The sequence below is a fragment of the Arthrobacter sp. 01N444 genome (assembly GCF_056399305.1).
Map to the genome: position 1 here is coordinate 70,914 of NZ_JBFTRB010000003.1, position 25,771 is coordinate 96,684.

At 67.4% G+C, this 25,771-nt stretch carries 24 protein-coding genes; 22 read left to right on the forward strand and 2 right to left on the reverse strand.

Features of this window, described 5'->3' with window-relative positions; genetic code table 11:
- The first annotated feature begins 1 nt into the window (after position 1).
- Positions 2-355, forward strand: a complete 354-nt coding sequence (locus AC1DKN_RS04735; RefSeq protein WP_026266238.1) for an Rv2175c family DNA-binding protein — start codon at positions 2-4, stop codon at positions 353-355.
- 136 nt (positions 356-491) lie between these two features.
- Here the strand turns inward: AC1DKN_RS04735 and AC1DKN_RS04740 are convergent, their stop codons facing one another.
- On the reverse strand, positions 492-1,586 hold the full coding sequence (locus AC1DKN_RS04740) for a polyprenyl synthetase family protein (protein ID WP_028275891.1): 1,095 nt from the start codon (positions 1,584-1,586) through the stop codon (positions 492-494).
- On the reverse strand, positions 1,583-2,110 hold the full coding sequence (locus AC1DKN_RS04745) for a RodZ family helix-turn-helix domain-containing protein (protein WP_028275890.1): 528 nt from the start codon (positions 2,108-2,110) through the stop codon (positions 1,583-1,585). Before AC1DKN_RS04745 ends, AC1DKN_RS04740 begins: the two co-directional genes overlap by 4 nt.
- A 115-nt stretch (positions 2,111-2,225) precedes the next feature.
- On the opposite strand from AC1DKN_RS04745, the gene dinB reads away from it, so the two are divergent.
- The 21 genes from dinB (at position 2,226) to lspA (ending at position 25,766) form a co-directional block, all read left to right on the forward strand.
- On the forward strand, positions 2,226-3,482 hold the full coding sequence (dinB, locus tag AC1DKN_RS04750) for a DNA polymerase IV (RefSeq protein ID WP_476870569.1): 1,257 nt from the start codon (positions 2,226-2,228) through the stop codon (positions 3,480-3,482).
- Positions 3,483-3,776: 294 nt separating this feature from the next.
- Positions 3,777-4,148: a DUF3040 domain-containing protein gene (locus AC1DKN_RS04755; protein WP_028275888.1), complete on the forward strand. Its 372-nt coding sequence runs from the start codon at positions 3,777-3,779 to the stop codon at positions 4,146-4,148.
- Between the two features lie 435 nt (positions 4,149-4,583).
- Positions 4,584-5,012, forward strand: a complete 429-nt coding sequence (gene mraZ / locus AC1DKN_RS04760) for a division/cell wall cluster transcriptional repressor MraZ (RefSeq protein WP_028275887.1) — start codon at positions 4,584-4,586, stop codon at positions 5,010-5,012.
- A 218-nt stretch (positions 5,013-5,230) separates the two neighbouring features.
- Positions 5,231-6,229: a 16S rRNA (cytosine(1402)-N(4))-methyltransferase RsmH gene (gene rsmH, locus AC1DKN_RS04765; protein WP_476857725.1), complete on the forward strand. Its 999-nt coding sequence runs from the start codon at positions 5,231-5,233 to the stop codon at positions 6,227-6,229.
- The gene (ftsL, locus tag AC1DKN_RS04770; protein WP_476850414.1) at positions 6,226-6,912 is read left to right on the forward strand and encodes a cell division protein FtsL; all 687 of its coding nucleotides are present in this window, start codon (positions 6,226-6,228) and stop codon (positions 6,910-6,912) included. The genes rsmH and ftsL overlap by 4 nt, the downstream gene beginning before the upstream one ends.
- 41 nt (positions 6,913-6,953) lie before the next feature.
- Positions 6,954-8,756 (forward strand): peptidoglycan D,D-transpeptidase FtsI family protein, encoded by a 1,803-nt coding sequence (locus AC1DKN_RS04775; protein WP_476850415.1) that lies wholly within the window; start codon positions 6,954-6,956, stop codon positions 8,754-8,756.
- Between the two features lie 180 nt (positions 8,757-8,936).
- Positions 8,937-10,598 (forward strand): UDP-N-acetylmuramoyl-L-alanyl-D-glutamate--2,6-diaminopimelate ligase, encoded by a 1,662-nt coding sequence (locus AC1DKN_RS04780; protein WP_476870570.1) that lies wholly within the window; start codon positions 8,937-8,939, stop codon positions 10,596-10,598.
- 6 nt (positions 10,599-10,604) lie between these two features.
- Positions 10,605-12,182, forward strand: coding sequence for a UDP-N-acetylmuramoyl-tripeptide--D-alanyl-D-alanine ligase (locus AC1DKN_RS04785; protein WP_476870571.1), 1,578 nt, complete (start codon positions 10,605-10,607; stop codon positions 12,180-12,182).
- Positions 12,179-13,288 carry a phospho-N-acetylmuramoyl-pentapeptide-transferase gene (mraY, locus tag AC1DKN_RS04790; RefSeq protein WP_028275881.1) on the forward strand — a complete coding sequence of 370 codons (1,110 nt, stop codon included), beginning with the start codon at positions 12,179-12,181 and terminating at the stop codon, positions 13,286-13,288. Before AC1DKN_RS04785 ends, mraY begins: the two co-directional genes overlap by 4 nt.
- Positions 13,270-14,871: a UDP-N-acetylmuramoyl-L-alanine--D-glutamate ligase gene (gene murD, locus AC1DKN_RS04795; RefSeq protein WP_476870572.1), complete on the forward strand. Its 1,602-nt coding sequence runs from the start codon at positions 13,270-13,272 to the stop codon at positions 14,869-14,871. The genes mraY and murD overlap by 19 nt, the downstream gene beginning before the upstream one ends.
- A gap of 2 nt (positions 14,872-14,873) precedes the next feature.
- Complete coding sequence (ftsW, locus tag AC1DKN_RS04800) at positions 14,874-16,403, forward strand: putative lipid II flippase FtsW (protein ID WP_476870573.1); 1,530 nt, start codon at positions 14,874-14,876, stop codon at positions 16,401-16,403.
- Between the two features lie 10 nt (positions 16,404-16,413).
- Positions 16,414-17,601: a UDP-N-acetylglucosamine--N-acetylmuramyl-(pentapeptide) pyrophosphoryl-undecaprenol N-acetylglucosamine transferase gene (locus AC1DKN_RS04805; protein WP_476850420.1), complete on the forward strand. Its 1,188-nt coding sequence runs from the start codon at positions 16,414-16,416 to the stop codon at positions 17,599-17,601.
- 4 nt (positions 17,602-17,605) lie between these two features.
- Positions 17,606-19,006, forward strand: a complete 1,401-nt coding sequence (murC, locus tag AC1DKN_RS04810) for a UDP-N-acetylmuramate--L-alanine ligase (RefSeq protein ID WP_476870574.1) — start codon at positions 17,606-17,608, stop codon at positions 19,004-19,006.
- Positions 18,999-19,937, forward strand: coding sequence for a cell division protein FtsQ/DivIB (locus tag AC1DKN_RS04815; protein ID WP_476870575.1), 939 nt, complete (start codon positions 18,999-19,001; stop codon positions 19,935-19,937). Before murC ends, AC1DKN_RS04815 begins: the two co-directional genes overlap by 8 nt.
- 254 nt (positions 19,938-20,191) lie before the next feature.
- Entirely contained in the window at positions 20,192-21,409 is a 1,218-nt protein-coding gene (ftsZ, locus tag AC1DKN_RS04820; protein ID WP_476857734.1) for a cell division protein FtsZ, read from the forward strand.
- A gap of 114 nt (positions 21,410-21,523) precedes the next feature.
- A complete protein-coding gene (locus tag AC1DKN_RS04825) occupies positions 21,524-22,300 on the forward strand; it encodes a purine nucleoside phosphorylase YfiH/LACC1 family protein (protein WP_230008812.1) in 777 nt (258 codons plus the stop codon).
- Positions 22,293-23,111: a YggS family pyridoxal phosphate-dependent enzyme gene (locus AC1DKN_RS04830; protein WP_476870576.1), complete on the forward strand. Its 819-nt coding sequence runs from the start codon at positions 22,293-22,295 to the stop codon at positions 23,109-23,111. The genes AC1DKN_RS04825 and AC1DKN_RS04830 overlap by 8 nt, the downstream gene beginning before the upstream one ends.
- Positions 23,112-23,198: 87 nt before the next feature.
- Positions 23,199-23,729, forward strand: a complete 531-nt coding sequence (locus AC1DKN_RS04835; RefSeq protein ID WP_230008814.1) for a cell division protein SepF — start codon at positions 23,199-23,201, stop codon at positions 23,727-23,729.
- Positions 23,730-23,866: 137 nt separating this feature from the next.
- Positions 23,867-24,175 (forward strand): YggT family protein, encoded by a 309-nt coding sequence (locus AC1DKN_RS04840; RefSeq protein WP_230008815.1) that lies wholly within the window; start codon positions 23,867-23,869, stop codon positions 24,173-24,175.
- Positions 24,176-24,339: 164 nt separating this feature from the next.
- On the forward strand, positions 24,340-25,035 hold the full coding sequence (locus AC1DKN_RS04845; protein ID WP_028275874.1) for a DivIVA domain-containing protein: 696 nt from the start codon (positions 24,340-24,342) through the stop codon (positions 25,033-25,035).
- A 152-nt stretch (positions 25,036-25,187) separates the two neighbouring features.
- Positions 25,188-25,766 (forward strand): signal peptidase II, encoded by a 579-nt coding sequence (gene lspA / locus AC1DKN_RS04850; RefSeq protein ID WP_476870577.1) that lies wholly within the window; start codon positions 25,188-25,190, stop codon positions 25,764-25,766.
- The last annotated feature ends 5 nt before the right edge of the window (positions 25,767-25,771 follow it).

The following is a 25,771-nucleotide window of genomic DNA, read 5'->3' on the forward strand; positions in this document are numbered from 1 at the left end:
CGTGAGTAATGTAGAAAGCCTCGTGGGCGAATGGCTGCCCCTGCCCGATGTCGCACAGCTTCTGAACGTATCTATCACCAAGGTCCATGCATTGCTGGACGAGCGTGCGCTGGCGGCCGTGAGAATCGGCGACCGGCGCATCCGGTCCGTGCCTGCGGCTTTCATCCAGGACGGGCATGCGGTGGAGAGCCTGAAAGGCACCATTGTTGTTCTCTCAGACGCCGGATACTCGGATGAGGAACTGATCAACTGGCTCTTTACGCCGGACGATTCCCTCCGCGGCCGGCCCATTGACGCCCTGCGGGAAGGGCGCAAGACCGAAATTCGCCGCAGGGCGCAATCACTGGCCTGGTAAAAGCAGACCGGCAGCAACTGCGCCGGCAGCATCCCCCGGACGTGCCATGACGGGCCGTGCACAGCGCAAGCGCCGTGCACGGCCCGCCGCGTTTCCAGGCACCGTTTAAAAAGGCATTGCTGCCGTGAGGGCCGGGTTAAGCGGCGCGGCTGACCGTGGCTTCTGCCAGCCTGCGGAGCGCGGTTTTGGGCAGCTCCTGAAGCGGCAGCAGGTCCAGGGCGGCGAAGGCGGCCTTGCCGAACTCCTCGATGAGCACTTCCGTGGCCTGGAGTGCGCCGCAGTCCACGATGATCCGCCGGATCTCCTCGATGTCCGCGTCGCCGAGATCGGGGCTGCCCAGCTTGGCGTCGATGAACTCTGATTCGGCCGCGGAGGCCTGGTCCAGGGCGAAGGCCACCAGGACCGTGCGCTTGCCCTCACGGAGATCGTCCCCGGCAGGTTTGCCGGTGGTGACGGGGTCACCGAAGACGCCAAGGACATCGTCCCGCAGTTGGAACGCCTCACCGAGCGGCAGCGCGAACGCGGAATAGCCGCGCAGCAGCTCGTCGCCGGCGCCGGCCAGGGCGCCGCCGAGGGCGAGCGGGTGTTCGGTGGAGTATTTGGCCGACTTGAACCGGATGATGGACTGGGCCCGGCTGACGGCCCCGGCGCGGTCCCGCCGGGGCCCGGCGACCTCTTCCAGGATGTCGAGGTACTGCCCGGCCATGACTTCTGCACGCATGAGGTTGAAGATCAGCCGTGCCGGGCTGCCGGAGGCGGCACGGTGTCCGATCTCCGTGAACGATTCCTCGCTGAAGGACAGGCAGAGATCCCCGGTCAGGATCGCTGCCGCGTGGCCGAACCGCTCGCTGTCCAGCGCCCAGCCCTGGGCCTCGTGCAGTTCAATGAACCTGCGGTGGACGCTGGGTCCGCCCCGGCGGGTGTCCGAGCGGTCAATGATGTCATCGTGGATCAGGGCCGCGGCCTGGAACAGCTCCAGGGCCGAGCCGGCGGTGACCACCTCGGCCGCGCCGGCTTCTCCGCCGGCGCCGCGCCACCCCCAGTAGCACATGAGCGCCCGCAGGCGCTTTCCGCCCGTGACCAGGTTTGAGATCGAGCCCATGAGCGGATCGATGTCCTGGGAGATCGAGGCCATGATGGCCTGTCGGCTGGTCAGGAACTCGGTGAGCTTGCCGGCGACGGCGGCCACGTAATCCGCCTGCTCGAGCCGCAGCTGTTCGGCGAGACTCACTTGACGGACTCGGCAGCGACGTTCGCACCGATCGTGAACGTGGACACCCCTGTTGTCTGCATGACGGAGATGTTCACGGTTTCGTTGTCCCCGCGCAGGAAGTCCTTGGAAGGCAGGGCACCGACGGTTTCCCCGGGTACGGGCTTGAATCCCTGCGCCTGCAGCCCCTTGGCGTAGAAAGCCAGGACATCGGCGGCCGGGGCGGTGATGCTGCCGACCAGTGCCGCGGTTGCCGGCACCGTGGTTTTGTCGAAGCTGCTGGAGACGACCTGGGCTCCTGGCATCAGCGGCAGGAGTTTCTGCGGGAAGCCGGGTACGAGGGCGCCGACCGTGGCTGACGTGCCGGGCTCCGCGGAAGGGCTGGGGGGAGCCGTGGTGGAGGACTGCGCAGAGGCGTCCGGGGTCGACGCCGGCGACGCCGCCGGGCTCCCGGTGCCGGCAGGCGTGCATGCGGCCAAGGCCAATAGCGCGCCAGCCGCCGCGATGGCGGCTGCGGCACGTTTGCGCTGTCCAAATACCTTCACAGGGACTTTCCTCCTGGGGTTGAAGCGGAATCAGCCTCCAGTTTAGTCAGTCCCCGGGCATAGGATTGAAGACGTGGGGCCGGACGCAGAGAATCAGCAGGGAGCGCAGAGGAATATGCACCCCAACGGGCCCTCGAATGCGCAGCCCCAGATCCAGCCTGCCGGCAGCCTGGGCGGGGACTCACTGCTGGAACTGCGGCGCAGCAGCATCATGCACGTGGACATGGACGCCTTCTTTGTCTCCGTGGAGTTGCGCAGCCGGCCCGAGCTGAAGGGAAAGCCCGTGATTGTGGGCTACCCGGCGGACCGCTCCGTGGTGCTCTCCGCGTCCTATGAGGCCCGCGCCTTCGGCGTCAGATCGGCGATGCCCATGGTGGTGGCGGCGCGCATGTGCCCCTCGGCTGTCATCATCGAGCCCCGCCACAAGCTGTACTACGAAGTGTCCGGCCAGATCATGGCAATCTTTGGTTCCATCACCGACCTCGTCGAGCCGCTCAGCGTGGATGAGGCGTTCCTGGACGTCGGGGGAGCCATCCGGAGGCTCGGGCCGCCACGGGAGATTGGCGAACTCATCCGGGCCCGCGTGTTCCGGGAGCTGGGCATTACGGCATCAGTGGGCATCGCCGCCAGCAAGTTTGTGGCCAAGATCGCGTCCACCCGCTGCAAACCGGACGGGCTGCTGCTGATCCGGCCGGAGGAAACCGTCCCCTACCTGCACAGCCTTCCCGTCAGTGCGCTCTGGGGAGTCGGCGGCAAGACCGTGGAGGTGCTGGCCCGACGGGGCATCAGGACGGTGGCGGACGTCGCAGCGTCGCCGCTGCCCTCGCTGCGCAAGCTGCTGGGCGCATCGGGGGAGCATGTCTACCGGCTCTCCTGGGGCATCGATCCGCGGCCCGTGACGCCGGTCCGCCTGGAAAAGAGCATTGGTGCCGAGGAGACGTTCGCCACTGACACCGCGGATGACGCGCTGCTTCACAGGGAGCTGCTGCGCCTTTCGCACCGGACGGCGGAGCGCCTCCGCAGTGCCGGTATGCACGCCCGCACCGTGGCGCTCAAGCTGCGCTACGCCGACTTTTCCACTATTACCCGCAGCCGCACCGTGAGCACACCGATCGACAGCGCCCAACTCCTGTACGCGGTGGCAGTGCAGCTCCTGGAATCTGTGGGTCAGCGGCCCATGACGGTCCGGCTGGTCGGCATCCGCGCCGAGCAGCTGGAAGAGGCCGCCGATGCCCCGCTTCAGCTCAGTCTTGACCGCCGGGACGACAACTGGCGGGCCGCCGAACAAGCCCTCGATGCTGTCACCCGGAAGTTCGGCAACAAGTCCGTCCTTCCGGCCCGGCTCCTGGATTCCGGGGGCGCCCTTGAGTGAACCCGGCCGGAACCCCGTCGGGCCGCCCGTTCCCAAGGGTTCCGGCGGCGAAAGGGCCTTAAGACTGTCTTTCAGAACAGGCCGCAACAATCTATCCTTATTAATACCTAGGTTTAGGACTACTGGATCGACCGTTAGGGCGACCTGGCCAGCTAAGACCGGCGCGGGAGAGCTGATTTGACCCCCTTTTCACCAATGGCGGTGACGGGGGAACCACTTCGGAATCCCGGGCGTTAGGGAATTAGGGCAATGGCCACGTCATGCCCGGACGTTGGCAGACTTGAGGAGGTCGTGATGCCGCTCTCGGAACACGAACAGAAGTTGCTGGAGCAACTTGAGAAGCAGCTGCATGAGGACGACCCAAAGTTTGCAAGCTCAATGGGATCGGTCCCCGGACGCTCATGGTCCACCCGCCACCTTGTCATCGGCGTGCTCGCGACTCTCGCGGGCGTGCTGCTGTTATTGGTCGGGGTGTCGATGCAGAACATCTTTGTCGGGGTCCTCGGCTTTGTTGTGATGGGCGCCGGCGTCTATTTCGCCACGATGCGCAGTTCTGCGGTCGGCAAGGCCAGGGCAGCCGGCGGACGCAAGCAGGGCAAGCCCAGGAGTTCGTTCATGAGCAACCTCGAGCAGCGCTGGGACGAACGGCACGGGGGCGAGTCCTAAACCGCTCAGTGACGGCCCCGTAAAGTCCTCCACTTCCCGCCACCGGTCCGCCGGGGAGCGGCGCGAGACCCGCTTCGGCGGGTCTTTCGCCATTTAACGCGGTTATTTCCGGCGCCTTTGCTGCAGCCTTGCTGGAATTTGGCTTCGATGGCGCCGCAAAAGGGACAACCGCACCGAATTATTCGCTCCCGCGCCGGTACGCCCCGTCAATCGGTGCGGGGTGGGAGGCAAGCAGGCAAAAATCGCTCCACTTTCCCCCACCAGTCCCGATTGCCTGCAAATGCTGGGAAGGAGGGGGATAAACATCCGCAGAATTGTCTAAACATCCCGGGCGTGTCGTTGACTGTGGAGCGATGTGGAGTAATGTGGAGGACGTAAGAGGGTAGTGGCAGCACAGGGGACGTTGGACTTCCTAAAACAGACAGGCGGTGGGCCGTGTTTCTCGGCACACATTCGCCGCGTCTGGATGAAAAAGGTCGAATTATCCTCCCCGCGAAGTTCCGAGAGGAACTTGCCAGCGGGCTGGTTCTCACAAGGGGCCAGGAGCGTTGCATCTACGTCTTCAGTGAGGCGGAATTCGGCCGGGTTCACGAGCAGATGCGGGAGGCTCCAATTTCCTCCAAGCAGGCACGTGACTACATCCGTGTTTTCCTCTCTGGAGCCTCGGACGAGGTACCTGACAAGCAGGGGCGCGTGACGATTCCGCCGGCGCTCCGGGAGTATGCAGGTCTTGGCCGGGAACTCGCCGTCATTGGCGCAGGATCCCGGGCAGAGATCTGGGACGCCCAGGCCTGGAATGAGTACCTGGCCGAAAAGGAAACCGCCTTCTCGGAAACAGACGACGCCATCCCGGGGATTCTCTGAACCCCCACTGATCCACCAGCAAACAACGTTCCTTGATCGAGATCTCCAGCCGCCCATCCGGTTGTTGTCCTGGCTCACTTCCCCGGAGCCAGGCCGGCGCAGGATAGGCGCGGATGGGGATCTGGACCAAGGAACGTTGCGTAAGAGCAGTACCAAGCAACTAGCAAAGCGCAACTAGCAAAGCTCAAAACAAACAAGGCCAACGAAAGGACGAAGGCATGACGGATCCCGACCAGGCGAAGCCGACGTCCGAACGCCATGTACCGGTCCTCAAGGACCGGTGCATCAATTTGTTGGCCCCCGGCATCGAGGCCGCACGGAGCCGCGGCGAGACCCCCGTGGTGATCGACGCGACGCTCGGCATGGGCGGACACTCGGAGGCCCTCCTGCAGCGCTTCCCGGACCTTCACCTGATCGGCATCGACCGCGACGAGGAAGCCCTGGCACTGGCGGGGTCCAGGCTGGCGCCCTTCGAGAACCGGACCGACCTCGTTCACGCCGTCTACGACGAAATCCCGGACGTCCTCGAAGACCTGGGCTTCACCGAAGTCCACGGAGTGCTCATGGACCTCGGCGTATCGTCCCTCCAGCTGGACGAGCGGGAACGCGGCTTCGCCTACTCCTTCGATGCGCCCCTGGACATGCGGATGGACACCAGCCGGGGCCAGACGGCCGCCGACGTCGTCAATAACTACAGCGAAGAAGAACTCGTCCGGATCATCCGGAAGTGGGGCGAAGAGAAGTTCGCCGGCCGCATCGCGAACAGGATCGTGGCCGCGCGCGCCGAAAAGCCCTTCACCACCACCGGCGAACTGGTCGACCAGATCCGGGCCGTGGTGCCCGCCGGTGCCGCCAAATCCGGCGGCCACCCCGCGAAGCGCACTTTCCAGGCGCTCCGGATCGAGGTCAACGAGGAACTGGACGTCCTCGAGCGCGCCATCCCGGCAGCGATCGAGGCCATCGCCCTCGGCGGCCGTGTGGTGGTCATGTCCTACCACTCCCTGGAAGACAAGATCGTCAAGGGCTTCTTCCAGGCCGGATCGAAGTCCTCGGCGCCGCTCGGCTTCCCGGTCGAGCTCGAAGAGCACAAAGCCGAACTCAAAACCCTGACAAAGGGCACCGAGGTACCCACCGCCGCTGAAATCGCCGAAAACCCCCGCGCAGCTTCCGCCCGGCTGCGCGCCGTCGAACGCATCAAAGCCAGGAGAGCCGCATGAGCACCGCCGCCGTCAACAGCTACCCCGTTGCCCAGGGCGCCACTGCCCGTGCCCTGCCCGGCCTCCGCCCCGGCCTTGACCAGCCCCGCAAGGCACGCACCCCGCTGTCGGTGGTCCGCTCCGTGCCGCGCAAGCGCCGCGCACCGTTCGTGGTGCTCTGCTTCGGGCTCCTGGCGATTGCCCTCATGGCCGTGCTGGTCCTGAACATCTCCGTCTCCTCAGCCCAGTACCAGCTGGTCCAGCTCCGCAGTGAACAGACCACACTGACCAAGCAGAACCAGGACCTCACCCAGCAGGTGCAGAACTTCGACGCCCCGCAGAACCTGGCGGCCAAGGCCACGGAGCTGGGCATGGTGGCTTCGGTCGCCAAGGGCCAGATCGACCTCTCCACCCTCAATGTCACCGGCAAGGCCAAGCCGGCCGTCAAGGGTGATGCCCCGGGCGCCGTCATTGCCGCACCGGCCGTCGCCGGGCAGCTCACGGTTGTCCCGCCGGCCACGGAGAACGAGCCTCTCGCCCAGCGCAAGGCGGCGGACACCAGGCCGGCCGACACCAAACCGGCGGACACAGACAAGGCGCCGGCAGCTGTGAAGCCCGCACCCGCACCGAAACCCGCCGCCCCCGCCGTGGAACTCCACGGCGGCTCGGTTCCCGCCCCCGCACAGAAGACGCCGGGGCAGTAGCGTTCACTGACCACCAGCAAGGCAAGCAGCAAGGACTCACCGTGGCGAAGAACTCCGGCAGGGCAAGCAAGGCGAAAGCCCCAAACCCCACCCGGCGGCTCCGCGTGGGGCTTGGCATCATGCTGGCGCTCCTGCTGGTGGTCGGCGGCAAGCTGTTCATGGTCCAGGGCCTGGACATCGGGGGACTGGCTGAGGCCGCCCTCAACAACAGGCTCACGCCCACCGTGCTGCCCGCGGAGCGCGGCAGCATCCTCGATTCCTCCGGCGCGGTCCTGGCCAGCAGCGTCATCCGCTACAACGTCGTCGTGGACCAGACAGTCAACACCAAGACCGAAACCTTCCGCCGGTTCGAGACCATCAACGGCAAGGACGAGCTCGTCAAGGTCACCCGGGACCAGGGCATCTCCGAACTCGCCGCCGTGCTCGGCATGGACCGCGGCACCCTCCGCGATGCCCTGACCGGAACCCAGCGCTACTACATCGTGGCCAAGGACCTGAAACCGGACGTCGAGGACAAGGTCTCCAAGCTGCAGATTCCCGGCATCGTCACCGAAGGCACCAGCAAGCGGGTCTACCCCAACGGCTCCGTGGCCGGCGGAATTGTGGGTTTCCTCAAGGACGGCAGCACCGGACAGGCGGGCCTCGAGCAGACCCAGGACGAGGTACTCAAAGGCACACCGGGCAAGCGGCTCTTTGAAATCGGCGCCGACGGACTGCGCATCCCGGTGGGCGTGGACCAATTGACGCCGGCGGTGAACGGCAAGGACATCAAACTCACGCTGAATTCGGACCTGCAGTACTTCTCCCAACAGGCGATCCAAAGCCAGAAGGACAAGCTCAGTGCCGAGTGGGGCGTGATTGTTGTCCAGGACGTCAAGACCGGCAACATCGTGGCCATGGCCGATACCGATTCCCCGGATCCGAACGACCCCGGCAAGGTTGCCGCCGAGGACCGCGGGGTCCGGGCCGTCACCGCCGCCTACGAGCCCGGCTCGGTGGAGAAGATGATCACGGCCGCAGCTGCGATTCAGGAAGGGAAGTCCAGCCCGCTGGACAGGTTCACCATTCCACCGACCTACACAGTGGACGGCCAGACCTTCAGCGACGCGTTCGAACACGGCACCGAGCAGCGGACGCTGGCGGGCATTGTCGGCTATTCCATGAACACCGGCACAGTCATGGTGGGCCAGCGGCTGAGCAAGGAACAGCGCTATGACTGGCTGCGGAAGTTCGGCATCGGCGATGCCCCCGACATCGGTCTGCCGGCCGAATCCAAGGGCATCCTGACCCCGGCCGACCAGTGGGACGGGCGCCAGCAATACACAGTGCTCTTCGGCCAGGGCGTCGCCCAAACCACCCTCCAGACTGTCCGGGCATACCAGAGCATCGCCAACGACGGCGTGATGCTCCAGCCCCGGCTGATCGACAGCTACATCAACCCGGACGGTGCCGAGGAAAAAGTCCCGGCCAAGGCCCCGCAGCAGGTCGTCTCCAAGGAAACCGCCAAACAGGTCCGCGACATCCTTGAGAGCGCCGTAACCGAGGGCGAGATCAAAGAGGCTGCGATCGACGGGTACCGGGTGGGCGCCAAGACCGGCACATCCGAATCGCCCTGCGACGACGGCAAATCAGGGTTCTGCGGCTATACAGCCTCCATCATCGGAATGGCGCCCATGGACGATCCGCGGTTTATTGTTGAGGTGGTCCTGCAACGGCCCAAGGGAAGCATCTTCGGAATCACCAACGGACCGGTGTTCCGTTCGGTGATGAGCCAGACGCTGCGCACATTCAACGTCCAGCCCTCCACCGGCGAACCCGCGCGGCTGCCGCAGTACGCCAAGTAGCGCCTGTTCCACCTGGCACCCGGAAGTCACCAGCCGACGCCACACCCATTGCCTGCGCGCCGGAGCATTTCCGCGTGCGCAGGTCCCGATCTACCAGTGCCCGATTTTTTTCAGTGCCCGATTCATTCAGTGCCCGATTAGTTCAGTGCCCGATCCACTAGCACCACAACGGAGATCCACTTGTCAGAGCTCACCGACCCCGATGCTTCCGCGCCGTCCGGCCATGACTCCACCCAGGGCTTCCGGCCCACTGCGGTTGCCGCAGTGCCGCTGGCGGACATTGGCGCGGCGATCGGCGTCGCCGTTCCCGGTGCATCCGGCTCCGTCCAGGTCACCGGGATCTCCCTGAACTCCCGGTCGGTCCGCCCGGGAGACCTGTACGTGGCCCTGCCGGGCGCCACACGGCACGGGGCCGACTTCGTGTCCCAGGCCGTCGACGCCGGCGCCGTGGCGGTCCTGACAGACGACGCCGGGGCGCGCCTGCTGGCCCTGGGCCATGACATCGCCGTCCCGGTCCTGCTGGCCCACGAGCCGCGCAGCGTGGTCGGCCGGCTGTCCGCGCTCATCTACCAGAGCAGGCCCGACGGCGCCGGGGCACCGGCCCTCTTCGGGGTGACAGGCACTAACGGCAAGACCACCACCACCTATTTCATCAATGCCCTGCTGCGGGCGCTGGGTAAGCGGACCGGGCTGATCGGGACGATTGAGATCCTGGCCGGCGGGGAGCCGATCCCGAGCCTGCTGACCACTCCCGAATCCACGGATGTGCACGCACTGTTGGCGCTCATGCGCGAACGCGGGCTCGATGCCGCCTCCATGGAGGTTTCCTCGCACGCCGTGTCCTTCCACCGTGTCGACGCCGTGGTGTTCGACGTCGCCGGCTTCACGAACCTCACCCAGGACCACCTGGACCTGCACGGGACCATGGAGGAATACTTCCAGACCAAAGCCCGGCTGTTCTCGCCGGAACGCGCCCGCGCCGCCGTCGTGACCATCGATGATGACTGGGGCCGCAAGCTCGCGGCCACCGCCGAAATCCCGGTCACGACCCTGGCCACGGCCGGGACCGACGGCGCCGGGCCGGCTGACGCCGACGGGACCGCGGATTGGACTGTGGTCCGGACTGCTCCGCGGGGCCTCGGTTCAGACTTCGTCCTCCGGCACCGCGACGGCGCCGAGCTGCGCGTCCACACGGGCCTGCCGGGCGGCTTCAACGTCGCCAATGCCGCGCTGGCCACGGTGATGGTCCTCGCCGGCGGCCACGAGCCGGCCGCGGTGCAGGCCGCCCTCGACGCCGCGGATCCCTTCACCGTTGCCGTGCCGGGCCGGATGCAGCTCGTGTCCACGGCCCCGGCCGCCGTGGTGGACTTTGCGCACAACCCCGACGCACTGTCCCGTGCCCTCGAAGCCGTCCGGTCCCCGGAACCCGGATCCAGAGTGATCATCGTTTTCGGCGCCACCGGACAGCGGGACCAGGGCAAACGCCCCGCGATGGGTGCCATCGCGGCGCGGCTGGCGGACACCGTGATTGTCAGCGACGACGATCCCCACGACGAGGACGCGGCGGCCATCCGCGCGGACGTCCTTGCCGGGGCCCTCGCGGCCAAGGACGACGAAGGCCTGGACTGCACAGTCCTGGAGGTCTTCCCGCGCGACGCCGCCATCCTGAAGGCCGTAGAGCTCGCCGGAGCCGGGGACACCATCCTCGTGGCCGGGCGCGGTCACGAGGTCTGGCAGGAAGTCAAGGGAATCAACCTGGCACTGGATGACCGGGTGGAGCTTCGGAACGCCTTGACAGCACGGGGATTCACCGTTCTCGAAGACCACCGGATAGAGTCCTAAACCGAGATGATTGCATTTACAGCGGCGGAAATCGCCGACATAACCGACGGCCGGCTCGCCGCGGAACCGGGAATTACCCCCGCCTCCGTGGTGACCGACTCCCGCGAGGCCACGGCGGGTTCCCTCTATGTGGCCAAACCGGGGGAGAACGCCGACGGACACGACTTCGTCGGCGCAGCCTTTGACCGGGGCGCCGTATTGGCGCTCGTTGAGCGCGAAGTGGCCGACGCCGCCGGAACGGACTATCCCGCCGTCGTCGTTGAGGACACTGTCCTCGCCATGGGCGCGCTGGCCGCCGAAGCCGTCCGCCGGATCCGCACCAGCCGCGCCGCGGCCGGCGCCGCTTTCACCGTGGTCGGCATCACCGGCTCCGCCGGCAAAACCACCACGAAGGACCTGCTCGCCGGAATCTTCGCGGCCGCCGGCGCCGAAGGTGCCACAGTTGCGCCGCAAGGGTCCTACAACGGCGAGATCGGCGTGCCGCTCACAGTCTTCAAAGCCGACTTCGACACCCGCTACCTCGTCATCGAGATGGGTGCCACGGGCATCGGCCACATCCAATACCTCGCGGACATGGTCCGGCCGGAGATCGGCGTCGTCCTCGGCGTCGGCTCCGCCCACGCCGGGGAGTTCGGCGGCGTCGAGAACATCGCGGTGGCCAAGGGCGAACTCGTGGAGGCGCTCCCGGCCGGGGGCACCGCCGTGCTGAACCTGGACGACTCCCGCGTCGCCGCGATGGCCACCCGGACCCGGGCCCGCGTGCTCGGCTACACCTCACGCGCGGCCGGCACAGGCCAGGACAACACCATCCAGGCCGACGTGGCCCAGGCCAATGTGGTCAGGGCCGCGGATGTGGAACTGAACGCCGACGGCCACCCGGAATTTGAGCTCTACCTGCCCGCCGACGTGACGGACGGGAAAGCACAGCAAGGGCCAACCCGGCACCACGTCGCCGCCAAGCTGATCGGCGCCCATCACATGGCCAACCTCCTCGCGGCCGCGGCTGCGGCGCACGCGGCCGGCATCCCCGGGGCGCAGATCGCCGCCTCGCTCAGCGCGCAGACCGCCGCCAGCCGCTGGCGGATGGAACGCACGGAGCGTCCCGACGGCGTGACCGTCATCAACGATGCGTACAACGCCAACCCGGAGTCCATGCGGGCAGCACTGCGGACGCTGGCCGAGCTGGGCCGCGGCCGCCGCACCTGGGCGGTCCTGGGCGCCATGCTGGAACTGGGCCCGGATTCCATCCGCGAGCACATGGCAGTCGGCACCCAGGTGGTGCGGCTGAACATCTCCCGGCTCGTCGTGGTGGGCCGGGAGGCGCGGTCGCTGTATGTCTCCGCCGTCAACGAAGGCTCCTGGGGCGACGAATGCGTTTTCGCCGAGACGGCGGACGAGGCCTATGAGCTTCTCCAAGCCGAGCTCCAGCCCGGCGACCTGGTCCTGTTCAAGTCTTCGAACGGCATCGGGCTGCGCCACTTGGGGGATCGGATAGCATTACCCCCACATGCCACCCAAGACTCTCCCGAGCGATCTGCTGAGGGAACTGCCGCAACCGCCACAGAAGGGAGTGCACAGCTGTGATTGCACTGCTGATGGGCGCCGGAATGGCGCTGCTCCTCGCGTTTGTGGGCACCCCGCTGTTCATCCGGTTCCTGGTCCGCAAGGGCTACGGACAATTCATCCGGGACGACGGACCCACTTCCCACCACACCAAGCGGGGCACGCCCACAATGGGCGGCACCGTGGTGGTCGTGGCGGTCCTGGTCAGCTACGGGCTCACGCACCTGATCATGTGGATGATGAACCCGCACTCACCGGGGCCAAGCGCCTCCGGGCTTCTCCTGCTCTTCCTCATGGTGGGCATGGGGCTGGTCGGATTCCTGGATGACTTCATCAAGATCTCCAAGCAGCGCAGCCTGGGCCTGGACGCCAAGGCCAAGCTGATCCTCCAGGGCGCTGTTGGCATCATCTTTGCCGTGCTGGCACTGAACTTCCCGAATGCGGCGGGCCTGACCCCGGCGTCCACCCAGATCTCGCTGGTGCGCGATATTCCGTGGCTTAACCTCGCGTTCGCCGGAACCGTACTCGGCGCCATCTTGTTCGTGCTGTGGTCCAACCTGATCGTCACGGCCGCGACCAACGGCGTGAACCTCACCGACGGCCTCGATGGCCTGGCCGCCGGCGCTTCCGTCATGGTGTTCGGGGCCTACACGCTCATGGGCATCTGGCAAAGCAACCAGGCCTGCGGATCCCCCCGGCAGGCCGGCAGCGGCTGCTACTCGGTCCGCGACCCCCTGGACCTGGCCCTGCTGGCCGCCATCCTGAGCGCGGCGATGGTCGGGTTCCTGTGGTGGAACACCTCGCCCGCGAAGATCTTCATGGGCGACACCGGCTCCCTTGCCATCGGCGGCGCCGTCGCAGCCTTCGCGATCCTGTCCCGCACCGAACTGCTGCTGGCCTTCATCGGCGGGCTCTTCGTCCTCATCACGCTCTCGGTCATCATCCAGGTGGGCTACTTCAAAATCACCAAGGGCAAACGGTTCTTCAAGATGGCACCGCTCCAGCACCACTTCGAACTCAAGGGCTGGGCCGAAGTCACGGTGGTGGTCCGGTTCTGGATCCTGTCCGGGTTGTTTGTCGCCGCCGGCCTGGGCATCTTCTACGCCGAATGGGTGGTGCTGCTGTGACCGGTCCCATCCCCGCCCCGCTCACCACCTCGCCCCGGCTGCAGGGCCTCACCACCTGGGACTCCGACTGGGCCGGACTGCGCGTCGTGGTCACCGGCATCGGAGTCTCCGGCTTCGCCGCCGCCGACACCCTCATTGAACTCGGCGCCCGGGTGGTGGTGGTGGACGCCGCCACCAGCGCCAAGGCGCTGGCCCAGGCCGACACACTCCGGATCGTCGGCGCCGTGGACGTCCTGCTGGGCGAGGCAGCGGTGGAGTCCGTTCCGAAGATCGACGGGCAGAAGCCGGACCTGGTGATCACGTCCCCGGGCTGGCGCCCGGACCAGGCCCTGCTCGCCGCAGCGGCGCGGGCGCACATTCCGGTGTGGGGCGACGTCGAGCTCGCCTGGCGGCTCCGCGAACGCGAGGGCCGCAAGACCGCCGACTGGCTGGCCATCACCGGCACCAACGGCAAGACCACCACGGTCGGCCTGACCGAATCCATGCTCCAGGCCGCCGGCCTGAAAGCGATCGCCGTAGGCAACGTCGGAACCCCGATCCTGGACGCCCTGCGGGATCCCGTGGACTACGACGCCTTCGCGGTGGAACTGTCCAGTTTCCAGCTGCACTGGAGCCACTCGGTGTCGCCGGTGGCCAGCGTGTGCCTCAACGTCGCTGAAGACCACGTGGACTGGCACGGCTCCTACGCCTCCTACCTCGCCGACAAGGCCAAGGTCTACGCCAACACGAAGAAGGCCTGCATCTACAACGCCGAGCAGATCGAGACCGAACGCATGGTCGAGGACGCGGACGTGGTTGAAGGCTGCCGGGCCGTGGGATTCACCACACTGACCCCGGCCATCAGCATGCTCGGCGTCGTGGAAGGGCTGCTGGTTGACCGGGCGTTCATCGCCGAACGCAAGGACAGCGCGGCCGAACTCGCCTCGATCGCCGACCTCGGACCGGTGGCGCCGCGCCACATGGTGGCCAACGCGCTGGCAGCCGCTGCCCTGGTACGGGCCTACGGGGTGGAGCCATCGGCTGTGCGCCAGGGCCTGCTGAACTACCTTCCGGGAGACCACCGGATCCAGCTGGTGGCCCGGCATGAGGGTGTGCTGTGGATCAACGATTCCAAAGCCACCAATCCGCACGCCGCCGCCGCCTCGTTGTCCGCGTTCCAGAATGTGGTGTGGATCGCGGGAGGTTTGTCCAAGGGCGTGAATTACGACTCCCTGATCCAGGAACAGGGCAGCCGGCTCAAGGCCGTGGTCCTGATCGGCGCGGACTCCAGCGATCTGCAGGCCGCCCTGAAGCGACACGCGCCGGATGTCCCCGTGATCGGGCAGGGCAAGGGCGAGACTGAAGACGTGCAGACTGCCGGTACGGCCAAAGCCGACGCAGGCCCTTCGCCGATTTTCGGCGAGACTGTGATGGCCCAGGCCGTTGCCTCGGCGGCGCAGCTGGCCGCCTCCGGGGACACTGTGCTGCTGGCCCCGGCGGCTGCTTCCATGGACCAGTTCTCTTCCTATGCTCACCGTGGCGATGCCTTCATCGAAGCTGTCCGCGAGCTCGTGGAAGGGCAGGCTCAGACCAGCGAGGAGTAACAATGGTCAGCACGCCCACACGTACGACGGCGGCACGACCCGCCGCAGGCGGGGCCACCAGTGGCACGCCCGCCGGCCGTCCGGCCCCTTCGGCGGCGCGGCCAACGGCCGGCGGCCCCGCCGTCACCCCCGCGGCCCGGGTGCGTGCCTGGAGCCGCGGATTCTGGTCCGCGCTGGAAGGCACCGGCAAGTCGCGCAACGGATCCACGTACTACCTGATCCTTGGCTCCACCCTGGCGCTGACGGCGATCGGGATCATGATGGTCCTCTCGGCCTCCAGCGTGGAAGCCATCGCCGCGGGGGAGTCGCCGTACTCCGCCGCCCTCAAACAGGGCGGATTCGCCGCGATTGGCGTCTTCGCGATGCTGGTCCTCTCCCGCGTGAACGTCGTCTGGCTCAGGCGCTTCGCCTGGCCGCTCATGTTCCTGGCCATTGCGCTGCTGGGCCTGGTGCTCCTCGTGGGACGCAGCGCGCTGGGCAACCAGAACTGGATCGACGTCGGTCCGTTCACGTTCCAGCCCTCCGAAGCCGCCAAGCTCGCCCTCGCGCTCTGGATGGCCACCGTGCTTGACCGCAAGGCCAAGCTCCTCCACGAATGGCGCCACGCGCTCATTCCGGTCGTGCTCCCGGGCGCCATTGCGGTCCTGGGCCTCATCCTGGCCGGAAACGACCTCGGGACGGCCATGATCGTGATGATCATCGTGGCCGCCGCGCTGTTCTTCGCCGGCGTGCGGCTGTACCTTTTCGGGTTCGCCGGGGCGGTCCTGGCCCTTGGCGCGATGATCCTCGCCGTCACGAGCCCGAACCGGATGTGCCGCATCCTGTCATGGACGGGCCAGACCTGCGCCGACGGCTCCGACCTGAACTACCAGTCCACCAACGGCCTGTACGGGCTCGCGTCCGGCGGCTGGTTCGGCGTCGGACTGGGCCAGAGCCGGCAGAAGTACAGCTGGATCCCGGAAGCGCACAACGACTTCATTTTCGCGATCATCGGCGAGGAACTCGGACTGGTCGGCACGATCGTCGTCCTGGTCCTGTTCGCCATCCTCGGCACCGCCATCTACCGGGTGGTCGTCGCCCAGCACGATGTCTTCCACCGCGTCCTGGCCGGCACGATCATGGTCTGGCTGCTGGGCCAGGCCAGCGTCAACATGGCCGTGGTCACCGGGCTGGCACCGGTGATCGGTGTCCCACTGCCCTTCATTTCCTATGGCGGCTCGGCCCTGCTGATGTCGCTGTGCGCAATCGGCGTCGTCCTGTCCCTGGCCCGGGCCCAGATGGACCCCGGCATGCAGCCGAAGAAGATGCTCAGGTTCGGCCCGGCCGCCTTCGCCAATTCCGTCCGGAGGGCCCGCGCTGCCCGGGCTGCAAGGACTGCCGCCAGCCGGTCCGCCGCCAGCACGGCCTCCAGCCGGTCCGCCGCCCGCACGGCCGCCCGGCCCAAGGCCCCCGCGGGCAAGAGCCCAGCCACCAAGAACCCCACCAAGAACCCCGCCAAGAGCCCCGCCACCAAGAATCGTACGAAAGCGTAAACAGCCCTTCATGAACACCGAGTCGCCCTTGTCCGTGGTCCTTGCCGGCGGCGGAACCGCCGGCCATATCAGCCCGCTGCTGGCAATTGCCGGCGCCCTCCGGCAGTCCCGCCCCGGAGTGCAGCTCCTGGCTGTCGGGACCCCCGGGGGAATGGAAGCGCGGCTCGTCCCGGCGGCCGGCCTGGACCTTGCCACCATCAGCCGTGTCCCGCTCCCGCGCAGGCCTTCCGCGGATCTGCTCCGGCTGCCGGGCCGGATGGCCGGTGCGGTGAAGCAGGCGGGTTCCATCTTGGACGAGGCAGGCGCCGACGTCCTGGTGGGGGTCGGCGGGTACGTGTGCACACCGATGTACCTCGCTGCCCGGCGCCGGAAGATCCCAATCGTGGTCCACGAGGCCAACACCCGTCCCGGCCTGGCTAACCGCGTTGGCGCAGGCCTCGGCGCCCACGTGGCAGTGGCCTTCGCCGCGACCAAACTGGGCCGCGCCGCCCGGCACGTAGGCATGCCCATGCGCCCCGAAATTTCCGGCCTCGACCGCACGGCCGCCCGGGCCGGTGCACGGCAGGCGCTCGGCCTGGACGCGGACCGGCCGACGCTCATCGTCACGGGCGGGTCCTCGGGCGCCCAGAGCATCAACCGGTCCCTCGCCGCGGCCGTCGGGGCCCTCGCCGACGCCGGCGTGCAGACCCTGCACATCACCGGTCGCGGCAAGTCCGTCCACGACGCCGACGGCAAACCGCTCGCCGCGCCAGGCTACCGGCAGGTGGAGTACGTCGACGGGATGGAAACCGTCTACGCCGCGGCGGACCTGCTGTTGGCCCGTGCCGGAGCCGCCACGGTCTGCGAGGTGGCCGCCGTGGGCGTGCCTGCCGTTTTCGTGCCCCTGCCCATCGGCAACGGCGAGCAGGCGTTGAACGCCGCGGGCCTGGTCGCCGCGGGCGGCGCATTGATAATCGATGACAAGGCCTTCTCCGCCGACTGGATCAGCGGGAACATCATTCCCCTGCTGCTGGACACGGACAGGCTGGCCCGGATGGCAGCCAGCTCCGAACAGCTCGGCATCCGCGACGCCGACCGGCGCATGGCCGATCTCATCCTCGGCGTGGCGTCTTCGAACGAGCGCAGCGGGAACCGGCAGCGTCCGAAACAGCAGCGTCCGAAACAGCAGGGCACGAACCAGCACGGCAGGAAGCAGTAGAGCAATGACCCAGCCCCAACACGGCACGCATGCCCTGGAATCCCTCGGCCGCGTCCACTTCATCGGCATCGGCGGCGTCGGCATGTCCGCCGTTGCCCGCATCATGGTGGCCCGCGGCATCCCGGTGAGCGGCTCTGACGCCAAGTCGCTGCCCGTCATGGCGGACCTCGCGGCCGCCGGGGCGCGGATCGCCGTCGGCTATGCTCCCGGCAACCTGGGAGACGCCCAGACGGTGGTCGCCGGCTCGGCGATCCGGCCCGACAACCCCGAGCTCGCAGCGGCCCGTGCCGCCGGACTCCCGGTGCTGCACCGCTCCGAGGCGCTGGCCGCCACGATGGCGGATGACACGGTGGTGGCCGTCGCCGGAACGCACGGCAAGTCCACCACGACCTCCATGATCACGGTGCTGCTGCAGGGCGCCGGGCTGGACCCGTCTTTCGCGATCGGCGCCAACGTCCCGGCGCTCGGAGTCAATGCGGCACACGGCACGGCGGGCATCTTCGTCGCCGAGGCCGACGAGTCGGACGGCTCCTTCCTGAACTACCGCCCCACGATCGCCGTGGTGACCAACGTCGAGCCGGACCACCTGGATTTCTACGGCACCGCCGAGGCCGTCTATGCCTCCTTCGACAGCTTCACGGCCCTGCTCCCGGCGGACGGCGTCCTGGTGGCGTGCGCTGACGACCCCGGGGCCAGGGCACTGGCCGAGCGCACCCGGGCCCGCGGCAACACCCGCGTGGTGCTTTACGGAACCGCCGCCGACGCCGCCATCCGGCTGCACGACGCGGGACCTGGCCGGATGGGGATCTCGACGACGGCGGGCACGTTCGGCGTCGAACTGCAGGTTCCGGGCCGGCACAACGCACTCAACGCTGCCGCCGCCTTCGCCGTGGCGATCGAACTCGGCGTCGCGCCCGGCACCGCCGCGGCGGCATTGGCCCACTTCTCCGGCGCCTCGCGCCGTTTCGAGTTCAAGGGGGAGGGCCGCGGCGTCCGCGTCTACGACGACTATGCCCACCATCCCACGGAGGTCCGCGCCGCCCTGTCCGCGGCAAGGGCCGTCGCCGGGGAGCACAAGGTGCACGTGCTCTTCCAGCCGCACCTGTTTTCCCGGACACGGGAATTTGCCCGCGAGTTCGCCGAAGCGCTCAACACCGCGGACACGGCCCTGGTCCTGGACATCTATCCTGCCCGCGAGGATCCCATTCCAGGGGTCACCAGCGGGCTGATCGCCGAGCACCTGGGCTCAGGCGGCCGCCTTGTCGGACCCGACGGGGAGGCTGTGCAGGCACTGCTGGCGGCCGCCGGGCCCGGGGACATCGTGCTGACCGCCGGCGCCGGTGACGTCACGGCCTACGGGCCGCTGATTGTCGAGGCCCTGACAGCCGAGGCCGCCGGTGCCTAGCACCAGGCGCCCCACCTACCGTGGCGGGTCCGGCACGAGTGGGTCCGGCACCGGCGGATCCGGCTCCCGGCCGCCGTCCGCCGGTACGGGCACGGATGTCATTTCTGCGTCCAAGACCGCCACGGACACCGCCGCGGACACCGCCGTCGGTCGGTCCCGCAATCCGCAGAACCTGCAGAACCCGCAGGCCACCCCGGACAACGGGCCCGGAAAGGTGCTGTCCTTCCCCGAGCCCAAGGGCAAGCGCCGCCGGCGGATCCTGCTCAGCACCATCGGGATCGTGGCCGTGCTGATGGCGGGCATCGTCGCGGCCGCCGTCTACTCGCCCGTGCTGGCCCTGCGCACGGTCACGGTGGAGGGTACAAAGATGCTGCACCCGGATCAGGTCCAGGCCGCCCTCGCGCCCCTTCAGGGCAAGCCGCTGCCGCAGATCAGCGAGGAGGAGGTCACAGCCCTGCTCAAGCCGCTGGTCCAGGTCAAGGACGTCACCGCGAAGGCGCTGCCGCCCGCCACCTTGCAGGTGCACGTCACCGAGCGCATTCCCGTGGCCCTGGTCAAGCAGGGCAAGACATTCCAGCTGGTGGACGTCGACGGTGTCCAGCTCAGCACCACCGCCGATGCGGCCTCGGTATCGCTGCCGGTGATCGACGGCGGCAGCGGAACGCTGCCGAAGGACCTGTTCCAGGCCATCACGGCAGTGCTGGGGGCCCTGCCGGCGGATGTGCTGGCGCGGCTCTCCAACGCCTCTGCCGCGTCGGCCGACGCCGTCGAACTCAAACTCGTCGACGGGCAGACAATCGTCTGGGGCAACGCGGGGGAGAAGGAGCTGAAGGCACGGGTCCTTTCTGCCCTCCTGAAGGTCCCGGCCGACGCCAAAAACCCGGTGAAGGTCTACGATGTCAGCGTGCCCCGGCACCCAGTCACGCGGTAGCCGGCAATCGGATCCGCCGCGTCACGGATGTCCAGCGGACGTCCAGCTGCCCGCGGGACTACTTACAGGGGCTATTTGCCCGGTAATCGCGCGACACGCGGCGCCGGTTATTGAATGTCCCCTGCATAGGAAATACCGTCACAGACATGAGTTACTTGACATAACTATAACCTTCAAGTCGAAGGTTAAGGTTCAAAGCTTCAAGCAGGACTCGATCAGTTTTCGCATTAGTACACGAACAAGGGACACGTAACGTGGCAGCTCCGCAGAATTACTTGGCCGTCATCAAGGTCGTCGGCATCGGCGGCGGTGGCGTGAACGCAGTCAACCGCATGATCGAGGTCGGTCTTCGCGGCGTCGAATTCATCGCCATCAACACCGATGCCCAGGCATTGTTGATGAGCGATGCCGACGTCAAGCTCGACGTCGGGCGTGAGCTGACCCGTGGACTCGGTGCTGGCGCGAACCCTGAAGTTGGCCGGCAGGCCGCGGAGGACCACGCCGATGAAATCGAAGAGGTCATCCGGGGCGCAGACATGGTCTTCGTCACCGCCGGCGAAGGCGGCGGAACCGGCACCGGCGGCGCCCCCGTCGTCGCCCGGATCGCACGGTCCCTTGGCGCCCTGACCATCGGCGTCGTGACGCGCCCCTTCACGTTTGAAGGCCGCCGCCGTGCCGGCTCCGCCGAGGCCGGCATCGACGCCCTGCGCGATGAAGTCGACACCCTGATCGTGATCCCGAACGACCGCCTGCTCTCCATCAGCGACCGCAACGTCTCGGTCCTGGACGCGTTCCGTTCCGCCGACCAGGTCCTGCTCTCCGGTGTCCAGGGCATCACGGACCTCATCACCACCCCCGGCCTGATCAACCTCGACTTCGCCGACGTCAAGTCCGTCATGCAGGGTGCCGGTTCCGCGCTGATGGGCATCGGTTCTGCCCGCGGCGAAGACCGCGCCGTGAAGGCCGCGGAGCTGGCCATCGCCTCCCCGCTGCTGGAAGCATCGATCGACGGCGCGCACGGCGTGCTGCTGTCCATCCAGGGCGGCTCGGACCTTGGCCTCTTCGAAATCAACGAGGCAGCCCGCCTGGTCCAGGAAGTCGCCCACCCGGAGGCCAACATCATCTTCGGCGCCGTGATCGACGACGCCCTCGGCGACGAGGCACGCGTCACCGTCATCGCCGCCGGCTTCGACGACGTCAAGGCCACCTCGCCGTCCATGGACCAGTCCCTGCCGGCCGCGCCGCAGCGTCCCGCGTCCCCCGCCCCCGCCCCGGCGCAGGCACCCGCCTCCGCCCCGGTTCAGCCGCTGCACGCCACCGTCGGCGCCTCCGGCTACGGCGGCTGGGGCCAGCAGCGTCCCTCTGCCGTACCGGCCGATTCGGGCTTCGACGTCGACCTTCCGGCCGTCGTGGAGCCGGACCTGTCCGGCCGGCACTCCGATGACCTGGATGTCCCGGACTTCCTGAAGTAAATAGTTCCGCACCTGCATGGCACCGCCGTCCGGCGGTGCCATGCTGCTTTGCGGCGGGTTACGGTGGATTGTATGAACGCAGGTATTCCGGACATGTTGATGGCGGTGTTGTGATTGTTTTGCTGGCGGGCTGAAGTCCGGCCGGGCGTATGGGTGGCTTTCACCGACGCCGGAGCCGGGAACCTGGCACTGCATGTCGGTGATGACCCCGTGGCGGTGCGCCGCCGGCGCGCGGAGCTCGAAGCGGCCGCCGGGCTCGGCGGGCGCTCCTTCCGGTACATGAACCAGGTCCACGGCAGTGACGTCGCCACCATCGTTGGGTCCCCGGCCGCGGACTCCGCGGGTGAAGGTCCGGCCGCGCCCACGGCCGATGCCATGGTCTCCCTGACTGAGCCGCTGGCCGTCCTGGTGGCCGACTGCGTGCCGGTGGTGCTGGTCGGCGAGGATCCGGCCGGGGCGCCGGTGCTGGGCGTCGTCCACGCCGGACGGCCAGGCGTCGCCGCCGAGGTGGTGCCAGCCGCTGTGGCCCGCCTCCGGGAGCTCGGTGCGGACCGCATCAGCGCCTGGGTGGGCCCCTCGGTCTGCGGGCGCTGCTATGAAGTCCCCGGCAGCCTGCGCGCGGACGTTTCCGCGGCCGTGCCTGCCACCTGGTGCACCACCTCGACCGGCACCCCTGGTCTGGACCTGCCGGCCGGAGTGCGGAGCCAGCTGGAAGCTGCGGGCGTCGCGATCGAATACTCCGGGGGATGCACCCTCGAGGACGACACCCTCTTCTCCTACCGCCGCAACAGCCACACCGGCCGCTTCGCCGGGCTGGCGTGGACGGACGGCACCCACGGGACTGACGGCACTGACGGGACTGACGGGAAAAGGGAGTATGGCCATGACTGAACCGGCGCAGCGCCCGGACGCACACGCCGTCCAGCCCGTCACGGCGCCGGGGGAGAACCATGAGAACCGAACGGACGCGCTGGAAGGCCCCCGTCTGGCCCAGCTGGAGGCGAACCTCGCGGCCGTCCGCCGCCGGATCGACGCCGCCGTGGCCGCCGCGGGCCGGCAGGCGGTGCCGCCGCGCCTGATCGTCGTCACCAAGTTCCATCCTGCGCTGGACGTCCGGCGGCTGGCGTCGCTGGGGGTCACCGACGTCGGGGAGAACCGGGACCAGGAGGCCGCGGAAAAGGCGGCGCAGCTTCAGGACCTTGGCCTGAGCTGGCACTTCATCGGTCAACTCCAAAGCAAGAAGGCCAAATCCGTGGTGAAGTACGCCGCGTCCGTGCACTCCGTGGACCGGGAAGCCGTCGCCTCGGCCCTGGCCAAGGCGATGGCCGTCGAAGCCGACCGCACCGGCCGCCCGCCCCTGGACTGTTTCATCCAGGTCAGCCTGGCCGAGCAGGCCGGCGACGCAGCAGCGGCCCACCGCGGCGGCGCGGCGCCCGGCGAAGTCCCCGCGCTGGCCGAACAGGTCGCCGGTGCCGGCGGACTGAGGCTCGCCGGCGTCATGGCCGTGGCCCCGCTCGGGGCGGACCCGGCGGCTGCCTTCGAAAAGCTGGCGGGCATTTCCGGGCGGCTGGCCGAACAATTTCCCTACGCCACGGGAATATCCGCCGGCATGAGCCAGGACCTCGAAGAGGCCGTCCGCTTCGGGGCGACACACCTGCGCATTGGCTCCGATATTCTCGGTCCGCGTCCGGCCCTGCGGTAAGTTCGACATATTGGAAGGTAATGGCGGGGATTCCAAGGCTGTCTAGTCACTAAGCGGCCCGCTTACGGACAAGATTAGGAGTCGACCATGGCTGGCGCTCTGCGCAAGACAATGATCTATCTTGGGCTCGCCGACGGCGACGAACACTACGAGTCTGAGCACCCCACACCGCACAAGGATGAGGACGAATCCATGGAGCAGGACCGCGAGGAACGACGTGCTCCGGCGCCCGTCCGCGAGGTCCCCCGGGAAGAGCCCCACGCCGCTGAAGAGGAATATCGCGCACCTGTGACACCCATCAAGCGTGCGGCATCGAGCCGCGAAGAGACCACCGGACTCCGGCAAATCACGACCATCCATCCGCGGTCGTACAACGACGCCAAGCTCATCGGCGAAAGCTTCCGCGACGGGATCCCCGTCATCATGAACGTCACCGACATGGGCGAGGCTGACGCCAAGCGCCTCGTGGACTTCTCCGCCGGTCTTGTTTTCGGCCTGCGCGGCAGCATCGAACGGGTGACGAACAAGGTCTTCCTGCTCTCGCCGTCGTACGTCGAAGTCATTGGCGACGACAAGAAGGTCAGCGAGACGCAGGCAAGTTTCTTCAACCAGAGCTAGGCCCGAATATTCGGTACTGATGCCAGGCGGGGACACCTGCCTGGCATCCGTGCGGAATTATCCGTGTTGAAATAGAAGTGACACTTTCCTTAGGACACTTCGGTATCCGGAATGAACATGGAGATATGAGTTAGCTCATGGGAATTGTTTTGGGGCTCGTCTATATCGTTCTGTTGCTTTTTTTCGTGGCATTGATCATCCGTCTGGTCTACGACTGGGTGCAGATGTTTGCCCGAAGTTGGCGGCCGCGCGGTTTGGCACTCGTGACCGCTCATGCTGTGTATTCGGTCACGGACAAGCCCCTCAAACTGCTCCGCCGGCTCATCCCGCCGCTGCGGTTGGGCGGAATGTCGCTGGACATAGGCTTCCTGCTGCTGTTCGTGGCCGTGAGCGTGGCGATGTGGATCGTCAAGGGCCTGGTGTACGCCCAGCCGATCGCGGCATAGGCCGCAGCCGCAGCCGGGCAGCGACCTGCCCGGCCCAGGCCCAAACCGAAAGTAAACTCCGGTTTGACACTGCGGTGTTGAATTAGAGGAACCAGACCATATTTAGGTACCGTAGTTTGACGGCCGGAAGGCCTACTGACTAACTAGACCAACGAGGTGACCAGATGGCTTTGACGCCAGAAGACGTTGTCAACAAGCGCTTTCAGCCGACCAAGTTCCGCGAAGGCTACGACCAGGACGAGGTTGACGACTTCCTGGACGAGATCGTCGTCGAACTTCGGCGCCTGAACCAGGAGAACGACGAGCTGCGCAAGAAGCTCGCCGAATCCGGCGCCGGCACGCCTGCCAGCTCCGCAGCCGCCGCACCCGTGGTGGAAAAGGTCCCGGCACCCGTCAAGGCCGAGAAGGAAGACACCGCCAAGGCCGAGGCCGAGGCCAAGGCAAAGGCGGCCGCAGAAGCCGCTAAGAAGAAGGAAGCCGAGCAGGCCGCCAAGGCCGCCCAGGTTGTCGAGCCGGCGCGCAGCGCCGCCACCCCGGCGTCGGAGTCCGCCGCCGGCCTGCTCGCCATGGCGCAGCAGATGCACGACAAGCACGTCGCCGACGGCGAGCAGCAGCGGGACAAAATCATCGCTGAAGCTCAGATCGAGGCCAGCAGCCTCGTCAACGATGCGCAGGAAAAGTCCCGCAAGATCCTCGGTGCCCTCGAGCAGCAGCGCTCCGTCCTGGAACGCAAGGTCGAGCAGCTTCGCGGCTTCGAGCGCGACTACCGCTCACGCCTGAAGGCCTACATCGAAGGCCAGCTCCGCGACCTGGACGCCCGCGGCTCCGTCGCGGCCCCCGAGGTTGGCGAAGCCAGCTAGGGCAAAAAGCAAGTATTCTGAAAGCCGGTGGCTGAGGATTCCTCGGCCGCCGGCTTTTCCCTTTTCCCGCAACGTGCCGGCACCGGCCCAGGTGCCCGGCGCTTGCCGGTACCTGAACCCGGTCCCCGCACTGGCTCCCGATCGAAAGCCTTATGACTGACGCACCATCACCAGACGCCATGCAGCCTGTCGAGGCGGCACAGCCCGGGCGCGCCCGGCCGCGGCGGGCAAAGCTGTTTGTCCTGTTCGCTGCCTTCGCGGTCTTCGCCTACGTGTTCGACCAGCTCACCAAGCTCTGGGTCACGACCACCATGACCGAGGGTGAGCGGATCCCCGTGCTTCCCCCGCTGCTGCACTGGTTCTACATCCGCAACTCGGGGGCGGCGTTCTCGATCGGCGAGAACGTCACCTGGGTGTTCACGATCATCATGGCGGCCGTGTCTGTCGCGATCCTGCTGCAGCTGCGCAAGCTCGGTTCGCTCTGGTGGGCCCTGGCGCTGGGGCTGCTGCTCGGCGGCGCACTCGGCAACCTGACGGACCGGCTGTTCCGCGAGCCGTCCTTCGCGATGGGCCATGTGGTGGACTTCATCCAGCTGCCAAACTTCGCGATCTTCAACATCGCCGACTCCGCCGTCGTCTCCGCCGTCGTGATCATTTGCCTGCTCACGCTCCGCGGAATCTCCCTGGACGGCTCGCGCCATACGAAGGATACGGTGGCCAACGATGTCTGACACTG

Excerpts from the sequence above, each read along its gene's own strand:
- dinB (WP_476870569.1), top strand. The coding sequence starts at position 2,226 with ATGCACCCCAACGGGCCCTCGAATGCGCAGCCCCAGATCCAGCCTGCC.
- AC1DKN_RS04755 (WP_028275888.1), top strand. The coding sequence starts at position 3,777 with ATGCCGCTCTCGGAACACGAACAGAAGTTGCTGGAGCAACTTGAGAAG.
- rsmH (WP_476857725.1), top strand. The coding sequence starts at position 5,231 with ATGACGGATCCCGACCAGGCGAAGCCGACGTCCGAACGCCATGTACCG.
- ftsL (WP_476850414.1), top strand. The coding sequence starts at position 6,226 with ATGAGCACCGCCGCCGTCAACAGCTACCCCGTTGCCCAGGGCGCCACT.
- AC1DKN_RS04785 (WP_476870571.1), top strand. The coding sequence starts at position 10,605 with ATGATTGCATTTACAGCGGCGGAAATCGCCGACATAACCGACGGCCGG.
- murD (WP_476870572.1), top strand. The coding sequence starts at position 13,270 with ATGGGTGGTGCTGCTGTGACCGGTCCCATCCCCGCCCCGCTCACCACC.
- ftsW (WP_476870573.1), top strand. The coding sequence starts at position 14,874 with ATGGTCAGCACGCCCACACGTACGACGGCGGCACGACCCGCCGCAGGC.
- AC1DKN_RS04805 (WP_476850420.1), top strand. The coding sequence starts at position 16,414 with ATGAACACCGAGTCGCCCTTGTCCGTGGTCCTTGCCGGCGGCGGAACC.
- murC (WP_476870574.1), top strand. The coding sequence starts at position 17,606 with ATGACCCAGCCCCAACACGGCACGCATGCCCTGGAATCCCTCGGCCGC.
- AC1DKN_RS04830 (WP_476870576.1), top strand. The coding sequence starts at position 22,293 with ATGACTGAACCGGCGCAGCGCCCGGACGCACACGCCGTCCAGCCCGTC.
- AC1DKN_RS04835 (WP_230008814.1), top strand. The coding sequence starts at position 23,199 with ATGGCTGGCGCTCTGCGCAAGACAATGATCTATCTTGGGCTCGCCGAC.
- AC1DKN_RS04840 (WP_230008815.1), top strand. The coding sequence starts at position 23,867 with ATGGGAATTGTTTTGGGGCTCGTCTATATCGTTCTGTTGCTTTTTTTC.
- AC1DKN_RS04845 (WP_028275874.1), top strand. The coding sequence starts at position 24,340 with ATGGCTTTGACGCCAGAAGACGTTGTCAACAAGCGCTTTCAGCCGACC.
- lspA (WP_476870577.1), top strand. The coding sequence starts at position 25,188 with ATGACTGACGCACCATCACCAGACGCCATGCAGCCTGTCGAGGCGGCA.